Source organism: Polaribacter vadi (assembly GCF_018861005.1).
Taxonomy (GTDB): Bacteria; Bacteroidota; Bacteroidia; order Flavobacteriales; family Flavobacteriaceae; genus Polaribacter; species Polaribacter vadi_A.
The window spans coordinates 106,017-119,024 of sequence record NZ_JAHKQL010000017.1; the positions used below are offsets into that span (position 1 = coordinate 106,017).

The following is a 13,008-nucleotide window of genomic DNA, read 5'->3' on the forward strand; positions in this document are numbered from 1 at the left end:
TTTTTAGATTTTAAATCGATGAAAAATTACATTTTAACACTGTTTTTATTGATGTTCGCTACATTTTCTGCACAAGAAAAAGTAACGTCTGTGATGAGCTTATCAGAATATTTAAGCTATGTAAAAAAATATCACCCAATTGTAAAACAAGCCAATTTAGTAATTAATAATAGCGAAGCTAAATTACTGAAAGCAAGAGGTGCTTTTGATCCTAAAATTGAGATTGATTTTAATCAAAAGAAATTTAAAGAAAAAGAATATTATAATAAATTAAATGGCGCTTTTAAAATACCAACTTATTATGGATTAGAGTTTAAAGCTAACTTTGAAGATAATGAAGGCGAATACCTAAATCCAGAATATACAGTGCCTACAGATGGTTTATATGCTGTTGGTGTTTCTGCTTCTTTATTAAACGGTTTGCTAATTAATAAAAGAATGGCAGCTTTAAAACAAGCAAAATTCTATATAAATCAAGCAAAAGAAGAGCAACAAATATTGGTAAATGAAATTTTATACAATGCAGCTCTCTCCTATTTTAACTGGTTAAAAAACTATAATGATAAATTGGTTTATGATGATTTTTTAGAAAATGCAAACATCCGTTTTAAGACTACAAAAAGAGCTTTTCAAGAAGGTGAAAAACCTGCTATAGATACTTTAGAAGCTGGCATTAATTTAAACAATAGAAAACTAAATTTAGAAAAAGCACGTATTAAATTAGTGAAAGCATCATTAGAATTGTCTAATTTTCTTTGGATAAATGATAATACACCTGTTGAACTACAAGACCATATAATTCCTGATGTTTCTACTTTAGATAAAGTGGATACCACTTTTAATATTGCGCTTTTTAACAATGCTAATTTTGATATTAACAATCATCCAAAAATTAAATCTTTAGAATTTAAAATACAGAGTTTAAATATTGATAAAAAACTAAAAACAAACAACTTATTACCAAAATTAGATGTTCAGTATAATTTTTTAACAGAAACTCCAGAACTATCTAATTCTTTAAATATTAACAATTACAAAGCTGGTCTAAATTTTAAATTACCTATTTTTTTAAGAAAAGAACGTGGAGATTTAAAACTTGCAAAAACTAAATTGCAAGATGCTAAACTAGAAAATGAAGCCACTAAAATATCCATAAAAAATAAAATAAATGGTTTACAACAAGAATTAGAATCTTACATTATCCAAAGTGAATATATTGCCAATATTGTAAGAGATTATGACACTTTGTTAAAAGCAGAAGAACGTAAATTCTTTTTGGGGGAAAGTTCTTTGTTCTTAGTAAATTACAGAGAATCTAAATTGATAGAAACCAAATTAAAAGCTAATGAATTAGAAAATTCTTTCTTTAAATCGAAAGCTAATTTGTTTAAAGCAGCAGTAATTTCTATCAATTAAGTGCTTAATCATCGTCATCCAAAGTAAAAAAATCATTTACAGAAATATTAAAAACAGCCGATAATTTTAGTGCTAAAACAGTAGATGGCACATACCTGTTTTTTTCAATAGAGTTAATCGTTTGTCTAGAAACACCAATTTTTTTTGCCAAATCATCTTGAGTTAAATCTAAAATGGCACGTTGTACTTTTAAAGTATTTTTCATATTAACGATTCATTCTTTTTAGTTGCCAAAAGAACATCAATTGTACAATCAACATAAAAAATAATACCTGAAAATAATTAAATCCTTTTAGGGTTTCATTTTCATCGAACAATAATCCTACTCCATAATTAATTAAAGGTTGCACCAAAGAATACACAATGGCTAACAGAAAAGCTAACCTATAAGATTGCGATCTTAAACTATCTATAAATTCATCTTCTTCTTTACTTTTTGATAAAGAAATTATCAATAAACCAACCAACAAAAAGGCTTGTAATACTGGTCTTATCCATTCTGAATTGTCTATAAACTTTCTACCAAGCATTAAAATAAAAGCAGAAATTGCAATTATTAATCCGATTTTTTTATACTGATAACCCAATTGAAACTTGTTCATTTTCTCTAACTGACTTCGTTCTCTTTCACAAATTGACTGTTTAGACATCTTATTTATTTTACAAATTGACAAATTTATTTATTATAATGACAAATATACTTTACATTTTAAAATTACACAAATATTTTTATTACATTTATAACATCAACTAACCAAACTTTTAAATTATGGCAACAACTACAAAACCTTCTAAATCTTTCTGGATAATTACTGTTTTAGCACTTATCTGGAATGCAATGGGTGTGCTTGTGTATTTAGGACAAGCTTTTATGACTGATGATATGAAAGCGTTAATTCCTGCAGATCAATTAAAATTAATAGAAAATACTCCTTCTTGGGTAACAGCTGCTTTTGCTATTGCTGTTTGGTTTGGTTTACTAGGGTGTATTTTACTTTTAGTACGCAAAAAAACAGCACATAAAGTATTAATCATTTCTTTATTAGGTGTATTAGTACAAACAGCTTATTCATTTTTTATGACAAATGCTTTAGAAGTTTATGGTAATACAGGTTTAATTCAGCCAATTATTACTATTTTAATTAGCTTTTACTTAGTATTTTTTGCTAAAAAAGCAGAAAATTCCGGAATTTTAGCATAGCAACAAACAAATTTATTTATTCGAATAAAGCCACCAAAAATTCAGCAACACAAGCTGGTTTTTGTTGGTTTTTTATTTCTATAGTACAAGAAAAAGTTATTTTAATTCCGTTGTTTTTTAAATCTTCTATATCTTTAATTGAAGAATGCATTCTTAACTGACTATTTACAGGAACAGGATTTGGAAAACGGACTTTATTTAAACCATAATTTAAGCCCATTTTTACAGATTTAATTACAAAAGTTTCTTCTAACATTCTAGAAATCATAGCTACAGACATAAAACCATGAGCTACAGTACTTTTAAAAGGACTCTCTTTCTCTGCCCTTTTTTCATCAATATGAATCCATTGTTTATCTAAAGTTGCATTTGCAAAATCATTAATCATGGTTTGAGAAATTGTATACCAATTTCCAACAGGCAACTCCTTACCTATCATCATTTTAAAATTTTTAAAATTAGTAAATTCTAATGGCTTCATATTAGTTTTTTTTTAACTTTTTTATCATTATAATGCTATTTCAATTAATTAAATTAGACAAATTTTTTCAACTATGAGACCAATCCTACTTTTTCTTACATTTTTATCAATTTCAATTTACGGCCAAGACAATCCCAAATGGATGAGACATTCCTCAATTTCTCCAGATGGAACTCAAATAGCTTTCACTTACAAAGGCGATTTGTATAAAGTGAATGCTAATGGAGGAACTGCAAAACAACTTACTTATCATAATGCGCACGATTACAAAGCAATTTGGAGCAAGGACGGTTCTAAAATAGCTTTTGCATCCAATAGATATGGTAATTTTGATATTTATGTAATGAATGCTGATGGTGGAACTGCAACAAGATTAACTTTCCATTCTAATGATGAAATTCCGTTTTCTTTTTCTTCGGATGATAAAAATATAGTTTTTGGAGCTTTAAGACAAGATGATGTAAATCATAGACAATATCCACATCGTTCACAATCTGAATTGTATAGTGTTCCTGTAAATTCTGGAAGAGTGTCTCAAATATTTACAATTCCTGCAGAATATATACAGTATTCTAAAGATGGAAAAACAATGTTATATCACGATAAAAAAGGAGGCGAAAATGAATGGAGAAAACATCATACATCTTCTATAACTAGAGACATTTGGCTGTATGATGCAAAAACAAACAGTCATAAAATGATAACTTCTAACAAAGCAGAAGACAGACATCCATTTTTTACTACTGATGAAAAAAGCATGTATTATTTAAGTGAAAGAAGTGGTTCTTTTAATATTCATAAAATGAATTTAGCATCTAAATCTGATGAAAAACTAACCAACTTTAGTTTACATCCTGTTCGTTTTTTGAGTGTAGCAAATGGAGTAATTTCTTTTGGTTATGATGGAGAGTTGTATACCATGGAAGAAGGTACATCACCAGAAAAAGTAGACGTAAAAATTATTACTCAAGATAAAGAAAATACAGAAAAATTTGTTTCTGTAAATGGCGGAATTCAAGAAATGTCAGTTTCGCCAAATGGTAAAGAAATTGCATTTATTGCCAGAGGTGAAGTTTTTGTAACTTCTGTAGACAAATCTTTTACTAAAAGATTAACAAATACTCCCGAAAACGAACGTTTTGTTTCATGGGGACCAAAAGGAACATCAGTAATTTACAGTAGCGAAAGAAATGGAAAATGGAGTGTTTTTAAATCTGAAAAAATCAGAAAAGAAGAGCCTTTTTTCTACGCTGCAACTTTAGTAAAAGAATCTTCTTTAATAGAAAACAAGCTAGATAATTACTTGGCAGAATATTCACCAGATGGAAAAAAAATAGCTTTTATAGAAGGCAGAAGAACACTTAAAATAGTAGATATTGCTTCTAAAAAAGAAACTACACTTTTAACTCCAAAAGACTTATTTCATATGAGAGATGGAGATAAATACTTTACTTGGAGTCCAGATAGTAAATGGTTATTGGTAGATTGGAGCAAAACTTTAAGCAATAGTGAAGTACTTTTAATGGCTGCTGATGGCTCTAAAAGAATCAATTTAAATGAAAGTGGTTATTATGATTATTATCCTAAATGGGTAAATGGAGGGAAACAAATGTTATGGTTTAGTAATAGAAACGGATTAAAATCTTATGCAACTAGTGGTCGTTCTCAATCTGACGTTTATAGTATGTTTTTTACACAAGATGCTTGGGATGAATTTAATTTAAGTGATGAGGATTACAAATTAATGCAAGCCATTAAAGAAGTAGAGAAAAAGAAAAAAGAAGAAGAAAAGAAAGATAAAAAAGACGACAAAAAATCGAAGAAAAAAGATAGCAAATCAAAAGACGATAAAAAAGAAGACAAAACAAAAACACTTGAGTTTGATTGGGCAAATATGAAAGATCGAACCAAAAGATTAACGATTCACTCTTCTAGTTTGGGTGATGCTGTGCTGTCTAAAAAAGGTGATTTTTTATATTATTTAGCAAGTTTTGAAGGGAAATCAAATCTTTGGAGCACTAATTTAAGAACCAAAGAAACAAAAATGTTAATGCCTTTAAACACACGTTCTGGAAGTTTACTATGGGATAAAGAAATGAAAAACCTTTATTTACTAAGTAGTGGAAGAATCACAAAATTAAATCCTGCAAGTAAAAAACGAGAAGGTGTTTCTATAAAAGGTGAAATTTTATTAGATGAATATGCAGAAAGAAAAGCTATGTTCGATCATGTTTGGATACGTACCAATGCTATTTTTTATCACCCAGATTTTCACGGAATTAATTGGGCTAAAATGAAAGAAGAATATCAAAAATATTTACCACATATTTCTAATGGTTACGAATTTTCTGAAATGTTATCAGAAATGTTAGGAGAATTAAACGTTTCTCATGCAGGGGCAGGTTACAGTGGCAGCAACGTTTCTAACGCAGATGCAACAGCATCTTTAGGTATTTTTATGGATTACGATTTTAAAGAAGGTGGAATTTTAATTGATGAAATAATTTCTGGAGGACCTTTAGACAAAGCCAAATTTAAAATTGAAAAAGGAAATATCATCAAAAAAATAAACGGAATAACAATTGCAGATAACGAAGATTTAGCAAAATACCTGAATAGAAAATCAGGAAAATTTATGTTATTAGAAGTTTTAGATCCAAAGACAAAGAAAACTCAAACGATTACTGTTAAGCCAATTTCGTTAGGTGCAGAAAGTAGGTTATTGTACAATAGATGGGTGAAAATCAATGAAAAAGAAGTAGAAAAAGAAAGCAAAGGTCAATTAGGTTATGTCCATATTCCTGGTATGAGTGATGGCCCATATAGAAGTATTTATCAAGATATGATGGGTAAATATGCTGATAAAAAAGGAGTAATTATAGATACTCGTTTTAATGGTGGTGGAGATTTAGTTGCAGATTTAGCAATGTTTTTTACTGGTGTTCCTTTTATAACTTATGCAACAGAAGCTAAAGTTGTGGGTGGTGAACCTACTTCTAGATGGACAAAACCAACACTATCTATTTTTAATGAAAGTATGTATTCTGATGGGCATTGTTATGCTTCTGGATATACTGATTTAAAAATAGGAAAGACAGTTGGTATGCCAGTTCCAGGAACTTGTAGTTTTGCTGGTTGGGAAGGTTTACAAAATGGTGGTTATTGGGGTGTTGTACCTGTAAGTGCTAAAAATAAAGCTGGTGAATGGATGGAAAACAACCAAACTGAACCTACTATTAAAGTTAAAAATATGCCTGGTAAAGTTGATAATGGAATTGATGAACAGCTGATTCGTTCTATTCAAGAGCTCTTAAAAGATGTGAAATAAATTTATAGATTTACATAAAAAAAAAGCGAAACTTTACAGTTTCGCTTTTTTATTATTTTACAAATAAATCATCTTTAATTTTGGGCAATTCTAAATGAAATTTTACCGCAATTAATCTAATAATTACAATTATAGAAGCTGATATGATAAAAACAATATTTTCAGAAAGTTCAAAATAAGAAAGGCTTAAATAAAAAACTCCACCAATTAAACAAGCAGAAGCATAAATTTCCTTTTCAAAAATTAACGGAACTTTGTTTGTTAAAACATCTCTTAAAACGCCACCAAAAACTGCAGAAATCATCCCCATAATTATGGCAATAATTGGATGTAAATTAAAACTTAACCCTTTTTGCAAACCTAATAAGGTAAAAACGCTTAAACCAATAGTATCAAACAAAAAAAGAGTTTTACTTAAAAATGCAATTTTTCTTTTAAATAGAAAAGTTAAAACAACAGCAGTTAAAATTGTCCATAAATAATTTAAATCGCCAATCCAATTTATAGGATGTGCATCAATTAAAACATCACGCAACATTCCTCCTCCAACAGCAGTTACAAAGGCAATAATAATCACGCCAAATAAATCGAACTTTTTATTAGAAGCTACCAAAGCTCCACTAATTGCAAATGCAAAAGTTCCTAATATGTCTAAAACATAAATTAGTTCCATTTACACAGTAACTTCCGTAAACTTTATGTTTAATTCTTTCTGAAGTTGGTGTACTCTTTCTAATTCATAAGGCAAAACTAAAGCTAAAGAAACACCCGTTTTTCCTGCTCTTGCAGTTCTTCCAGATCTATGTGTATAATAATCTGTTTGCTCTGGTAATTGATGATGAATTACAAACTCTAACTCTTTTACATCAATTCCACGTGCAGAAACATCCGTAGAAATTAAATATTGTAAACTTTCATTTTTAAAAGCACGCATTACTTTATCACGTTCTTTTTGTTGCATATCTCCTTCTAATGCTGCTGCAGAAAAACCTTCTTCTATTAATTGTTTGGCTAAATTTTGAGCACCAGCTTTAGTTCTACAGAAAATAATACCTCTTTGAGCCTCTCTTTTTTCTAGAAAAGTAATTATTAAATCTGTTTTTTCTTTAATGGTAGTTTTTACAAAGTGATGTCTAATGTTTTCATTTACCAAAGATTTAGGGTTTATCTCTACTCTTGGTGCATTTCCATCCATATAAGTTTTAATAATCTTCTTAATTTCTTCTGGCATAGTAGCAGAAAATAACCAAGTTTTTCTATCTAACTTTGTTGTAAATTTTAGGATTCTATTTAAATCTTGCTTAAAACCCATACTTAACATTTCATCAGCTTCGTCTAAAATCACTGTTTTTACGTGGCTAATGTCTATTGCTCCTCTTTCAATCAAATCTATTAATCTACCAGGAGTTGCAACTACAATATGCGTTGTTCTTTTTAAATTATTCATTTGTCTGTCAATCTTTTCGCCACCAAAAACGGCTTCTAAAAAGATACGTTCATCAACGTATTTTGTAAACTTGAATAATTGTTTTTTTATCTGCTGTACTAATTCTCTTGTAGGCGATAAAATTAAGGCTTGAATATGCTCTGAACTAGCATCAATTTGATGTAAAACAGGCAAACCAAAAGCCGCAGTTTTCCCTGTTCCTGTTTGAGCTAAACCAATAAAATCTGTAGTTGATTTTAATAAAATTGGTATTGTTTTTTCTTGGATTTCAGTTGGCTTAGAAATCCCTATTTCTTTTATTGATTTTATATAATCTTTACGAATTCCGAGTGCAGAAAATGTTGACATTGTTTCTTAATTTTGTGCAAAGATACTTTTATTAATGTGTAATGAAACAAATTACATAAATTGCTCTAAAAAATAGTCAAAATGAACTTTAGTTTTAGAGAGGTTTTATTGTAAAAATTTTTAAATTATAATAATTTAATTCTGTAATACTTTTAAAACATCTTCTCTAATTCTTGCTGGCTTAAAAGTTTTTGAATTTAACATTACCCATGTTGTTTTTGCTTTTACTAATAATACATCTTCTTTATAAAACTCCATTAAACGCACAGATGTTATTCCTCTGGTTTCACCTACCCAAGTTTTAACAGTAATTTCATCACCTAAACCAGCTTGTTTTAAGTAATCAATTTCGTGCCTCATTACAACCCAAACATATTGTGGCAAAGGATTATCTTTAGTTAAAAAAGACCAATGAGTAGTAGCAATTTTATCCATCCATTTTACATAAACTAAGTTATTTACATGTTCTAAATTGTCTATATCTTCTACAGAAACAGTAATATTTAATGTAAATATATTTTCCTTTTTATTCATTATACAAACATATATATTTTAATATATCTTTAACAATAATAAAACTTAGAATTCGCCTAAACCTTTAATTAATGATGATCTTTGTAAATTCTTATGGCAAAATTAGCAAACGAATTAGGTACAGAAAAAATAAATAGTTTATTGATAAAACAAGCAGTTCCTGCAACAATAGGGATTCTTGTAATGTCTTTAAATATGATTGTTGATACTATTTTTGTTGGGCAATGGGTAGGTGTTTTAGCAATTGCAGCCATAACTGTAGTTTTACCAATTGCCTTTTTAATTTCTTCTATAGGTATGGGAATTGGAATTGGAGGAAGTTCTATTATTTCTAGAGCTTTAGGAGCAGAAAACTCTGAAAAAGCTTTTTTAACTTTTGGTAATCAGATTTGTTTAACACTAATTTTAGCTATTGTCTTTGTACTTTTAGGTAACTTTTTTAGTGTACCTATTTTAAATTTATTTGGTGCAAAAGGAGATATTTTACCAATTGCATCAGAATATTTTGCAATGGTAATTTTTGGAGTGCCATTTTTGGCATTTGCAATGATGGGAAATCCTGTAATTAGAGCAGAAGGAAAACCTAAATTTGCAATGTATGCAATGATAATTCCAGCAATTTTAAACATTGTTTTAGATGTTGTTTTTATCTACTTTTTTGATTGGGGAATGACTGGTGCTGGTTTAGCCACTTCTATTTCTTTTGCAAGTATTGGTTTGTATATTTTATATTTCTTTTTATCGAACAAAAGTGAGCTAAAAATTATACCGAAAAATTTTGCTTTAAATGGTAAAATTGTAAGAGAAATTGTGGAATTGGGTGGAGTTTCTGTGGTAAGACAAGGAGCCATTAGTGTGTTAATGATTGTTTTAAATTACTCACTTTTTACGTATGGTGGAGAAATATCAATATCAATTTTCGGAATTATAAATCGTGTAATGATGTTTTCACTGTCCCCAGTAATGGGAGTTTCTCAAGGATTTTTACCTGTTGCAGGATTTAATATTGGCGCTAAGAAGAATGATAGAGTAAAAGAAACCATTAAAAAATCTATTTATTTTGGATCGATATTAGGTACTATCATTTTTCTCGCTATTATTCTATTTAAAGAGCAAGTAATTCAAATTTTTACAAATGATATTACCCTTTTACAAGAAACACCAAATGCAATGCTTATTGTGTTTATTGCAACTCCAATTATAACCATGCAATTAATTGGTTCTGCCTATTTTCAGGCTGCAGGAAAAGCGATGCCAGCTTTATTTTTAACACTTTTAAAACAAGGAATTTTCTTAATTCCTTTAGCGTATATTTTACCCAAATATTATGGTGTTGCTGGGGTTTGGTGGTCTTTCCCAATAGCAGATATTTTATCTACTTTAGTAACTGTTTTGGTTTTAAAAAGAGAGATTGATAAAAATTTGATTTCTGCTTAATTTTATCTTAGAATACTTTTAGGTAGAAACTCGGTAAAATTTGTTTTTATATCACTTAATTAAATCAAAGACTCACCATTTAAATTAGTCGTTAAAATATCGCTAAACAGATTAAAAAATGGGCGTAAAGCTTTAAAACTTTCATCTACTTGATCTATAAAATCTTCTGATAAAACTTCTGCATCTGTAAAGTTTTTGGTAGCAATAAAACCTTTTTTACGCAATAAATCTACATCTGGATGTGCTTTATCAAAACCTCTTGGTGCTGTCTTTAATTCGCTAAAACTATCAAATTTATTTCCAAAATGTTTTTGATAAGTTGCATCTTCCAAAATCTCTTTAATTTCTGATGCATCTTGTTCTATTTCTTTTCTAATTCTAAATAAATCGTCTTTGTTGGGTTCCCAAAATCCGCCAGCTAAAAAAGATTCTCCTGGTCTTATTCTTAAAAAATAACCTCCTCTTAATTCTTTGCCTAATCTTGAATACGAATTTGCAAAATGTGCTTTATAAGGTGTTTTATCATTAGAAAAGCGAACATCTCTGTAAATTCTCATCATCTTCGATTTTTCAATTTCATCATGTTCAGATAATTTATCATTTATAGCCAAAAAAACTGACTTAGCATTTTGTTGTGCTTCTGTATATTTTGGTTTATGCTCTGCAAACCAATCTCTATTATTGTTTTTATGTAAATCTTTTAAAAATTGAAAAGTAGATTTTTCTAGTTGCATTCTAATTAAATTTAAAACCTCAAGTTACAAAATAGATTTGTAACTTCGATTTTGAAATGCATCAAAAAACAAAAGACATTCAAAAAAGATATGATGGTTTTTTACAAACTCCTAGTTTGTGGAAAAGTAATGTTGTATTAGAATTGCATCAATTTAAAATTGAACCCAAATCAGTAAAAATTGATATTAATATTGATGAAAAACTAAGATTAGGTAAATATATAGAACGTTTTGTTTCGTATCAATTAGAACAAGAAAAAGATATTAATATACTTTGTGAGAACATTCAAATTCAGCAAAACAAAATAACTTTAGGTGAATTGGATTGTATCATCAAAAAAGATGAAAAACCAATTCATTTAGAAATTATTTATAAGTTTTATTTGTTTGATGACTCTGTTGGAACTACTGAAATTGAACATTTTATTGGCCCAAACAGAAAAGATACTTTGGTTGAAAAACTAATTAAACTGAAGGAAAAACAATTGCCACTACTCTACTCTAATGAATGTGAAAATTATTTAGAGAGTATCCAATTATCATCAAAAAAAATAACTCAACAAGTGTATTTTAAAGCACAATTATTTGTGCCTTACTCGTATAAAAATATACAATTAAAAACTTTAAATACTGATTGTATTGGTGGTTTTTACATTAACCAAAAAGAACTTGAAGCATTTAATGATTGTAAATTTTTTATCCCAAGTAAAAAAGATTGGTTAATGATACCACATCAAAATGTAAAATGGTTAAATTTTACTGATTTTAAAGCAGAATCTGCAGAATATTTAGCCAGAAATTTCTCTCCTTTTTGTTGGATTAAAAAAGAAAATGGAGAAATTTTTAAATTTTTTCTGGTTTGGTGGAAGCCATTTAAACATCAGCAATAAAATTTATTTCATAAAAAAAAAGGAACTCAAAAAATGAGTTCCTTTTTTTATCCTTATTAAAGTTATAACTTAATTAGTTATTTCCTTCATTGTTGTCATCTTTAGAAACTTTGTTCCAAATTTTAATTTCGTCAGTTTCAGAAACTCCGTCTAAAATTTCTACGTTTACACCATCAGAAGTTCCTAGTTTTAAAGTTCTTTTTTCAAAAGTACCTTCACCCGTTTTTACTTCTACATAAGGTTCTTCAGTTTTCTTATCGAACTTTAATAATGCTTCTTTAATAGATAAAACACTGTCTTTTTTCTCTAAAACAATGTCTGCATTTGCACTATAACCAGCTCTAATAAAATAGTTGTCATCCAAAGAAACATCCGCTTTAATTTTAAACTGAACTGCACCAGATTCTTCTGTACCTTTTGGTGCAATAAAGTTTAATTTTGCAGGAAACATTTTACCTTCTATAGCACCAATTGAAACTTCGATATCTGAACCACTTACTAATTTACCAACTTCAGATTCATCTACTTTACCTTCAAAAATCATTTTACTCATATCTGCAATAGATGCAATAGTTGTACCTGCATTAAAGTTGTTAGATTGTATTACTTGGTCTCCTTCTTTAACCGGAATTTCTAAAATTGTTCCAGACATTTGAGCCATAATATTTGTGTTTGCAGAACCACCAGAACCTGCAGAACCTTTCTTGATAATCATATAATCGTTTTGAGCATTTTTTAAATCTTGCTTTGCTTGATTATAAGTTAATTCTACATTTTCGAATTCTTGTCTAGAAATTACACCTTTATCGAATAAATTTTTATTTCTTTTGTAAGAAATTTCTGCATTACTCAAGCTAATTATAATATTATCTACTCTACCTTTTGCACTAATTAAAGATTGCTCATTAGGTACAACTCTTACAGTTGCAATTAAATCACCTTTCTTTACTTTAGAACCTTCTAAAAGCATTATTTTATCGATAATACCTGTTATTTGTGGCTTAATTTCAATTTCTTCTAAAGGAGTTACTTTACCTGTAGCTACCGTTTTTTTAACAATTGTAGTTTTAAAAGGCGTTTCTGTTTCGTATTCTACAATACTTGTTTTGTTCTTTTTTCCGAACCAAATTAATGCCGCAATAAAACCTATTGCTATGATAATTAAAATAATTTTTGCTTTTTTACTCATGAT

13 protein-coding genes are annotated in these 13,008 nt (G+C 28.7%); 5 read left to right on the plus strand and 8 right to left on the minus strand.

Annotated features, from left to right (window positions below):
* The first annotated feature begins 18 nt into the window (after positions 1-18).
* On the plus strand, positions 19-1,416 hold the full coding sequence (locus KO506_RS10155) for a TolC family protein (RefSeq protein ID WP_215994793.1): 1,398 nt from the start codon (positions 19-21) through the stop codon (positions 1,414-1,416).
* A 4-nt stretch (positions 1,417-1,420) separates the two neighbouring features.
* Here the strand turns inward: KO506_RS10155 and KO506_RS10160 are convergent, their stop codons facing one another.
* The gene (locus KO506_RS10160; protein ID WP_215994794.1) at positions 1,421-1,621 is read right to left on the minus strand and encodes a helix-turn-helix transcriptional regulator; all 201 of its coding nucleotides are present in this window, start codon (positions 1,619-1,621) and stop codon (positions 1,421-1,423) included.
* Between the two features lies 1 nt (position 1,622).
* Positions 1,623-2,066, minus strand: coding sequence for a hypothetical protein (locus KO506_RS10165; RefSeq protein WP_215994795.1), 444 nt, complete (start codon positions 2,064-2,066; stop codon positions 1,623-1,625).
* A gap of 119 nt (positions 2,067-2,185) precedes the next feature.
* On the opposite strand from KO506_RS10165, the gene KO506_RS10170 reads away from it, so the two are divergent.
* The gene (locus KO506_RS10170) at positions 2,186-2,617 is read left to right on the plus strand and encodes a hypothetical protein (protein WP_215994796.1); all 432 of its coding nucleotides are present in this window, start codon (positions 2,186-2,188) and stop codon (positions 2,615-2,617) included.
* A gap of 16 nt (positions 2,618-2,633) precedes the next feature.
* Here KO506_RS10170 and KO506_RS10175 read toward each other — a convergent pair whose 3' ends face one another.
* On the minus strand, positions 2,634-3,098 hold the full coding sequence (locus KO506_RS10175; protein ID WP_215994797.1) for a MaoC family dehydratase: 465 nt from the start codon (positions 3,096-3,098) through the stop codon (positions 2,634-2,636).
* Positions 3,099-3,171: 73 nt separating this feature from the next.
* On the opposite strand from KO506_RS10175, the gene KO506_RS10180 reads away from it, so the two are divergent.
* Positions 3,172-6,426 (plus strand): S41 family peptidase, encoded by a 3,255-nt coding sequence (locus KO506_RS10180; protein WP_215994798.1) that lies wholly within the window; start codon positions 3,172-3,174, stop codon positions 6,424-6,426.
* Positions 6,427-6,478: 52 nt separating this feature from the next.
* Here the strand turns inward: KO506_RS10180 and KO506_RS10185 are convergent, their stop codons facing one another.
* The 3 genes from KO506_RS10185 to KO506_RS10195 all read right to left on the minus strand — a co-directional run bounded on the left by KO506_RS10185 (position 6,479) and on the right by KO506_RS10195 (position 8,755).
* Entirely contained in the window at positions 6,479-7,099 is a 621-nt protein-coding gene (locus KO506_RS10185) for a trimeric intracellular cation channel family protein (protein ID WP_215994799.1), read from the minus strand.
* Positions 7,100-8,221 (minus strand): DEAD/DEAH box helicase, encoded by a 1,122-nt coding sequence (locus KO506_RS10190; protein WP_215994800.1) that lies wholly within the window; start codon positions 8,219-8,221, stop codon positions 7,100-7,102.
* A 135-nt stretch (positions 8,222-8,356) separates the two neighbouring features.
* Positions 8,357-8,755, minus strand: coding sequence for an acyl-CoA thioesterase (locus tag KO506_RS10195; protein ID WP_215994801.1), 399 nt, complete (start codon positions 8,753-8,755; stop codon positions 8,357-8,359).
* A 93-nt stretch (positions 8,756-8,848) separates the two neighbouring features.
* Between KO506_RS10195 and KO506_RS10200 the strand changes: the two genes are divergently transcribed.
* Positions 8,849-10,192, plus strand: coding sequence for an MATE family efflux transporter (locus KO506_RS10200; protein ID WP_215994802.1), 1,344 nt, complete (start codon positions 8,849-8,851; stop codon positions 10,190-10,192).
* Between the two features lie 59 nt (positions 10,193-10,251).
* On the opposite strand, the gene KO506_RS10205 is transcribed toward KO506_RS10200, so the two are convergent.
* Positions 10,252-10,926, minus strand: coding sequence for a DUF2461 domain-containing protein (locus tag KO506_RS10205; protein WP_215994803.1), 675 nt, complete (start codon positions 10,924-10,926; stop codon positions 10,252-10,254).
* A 56-nt stretch (positions 10,927-10,982) separates the two neighbouring features.
* Here KO506_RS10205 and KO506_RS10210 point away from each other — a divergent pair, with 56 nt between their 5' ends.
* On the plus strand, positions 10,983-11,816 hold the full coding sequence (locus KO506_RS10210) for a DUF1853 family protein (protein ID WP_215994804.1): 834 nt from the start codon (positions 10,983-10,985) through the stop codon (positions 11,814-11,816).
* A 73-nt stretch (positions 11,817-11,889) separates the two neighbouring features.
* Here KO506_RS10210 and KO506_RS10215 read toward each other — a convergent pair whose 3' ends face one another.
* Positions 11,890-13,005 carry an efflux RND transporter periplasmic adaptor subunit gene (locus tag KO506_RS10215; RefSeq protein WP_215994805.1) on the minus strand — a complete coding sequence of 372 codons (1,116 nt, stop codon included), beginning with the start codon at positions 13,003-13,005 and terminating at the stop codon, positions 11,890-11,892.
* Positions 13,006-13,008: the final 3 nt, after the last annotated feature.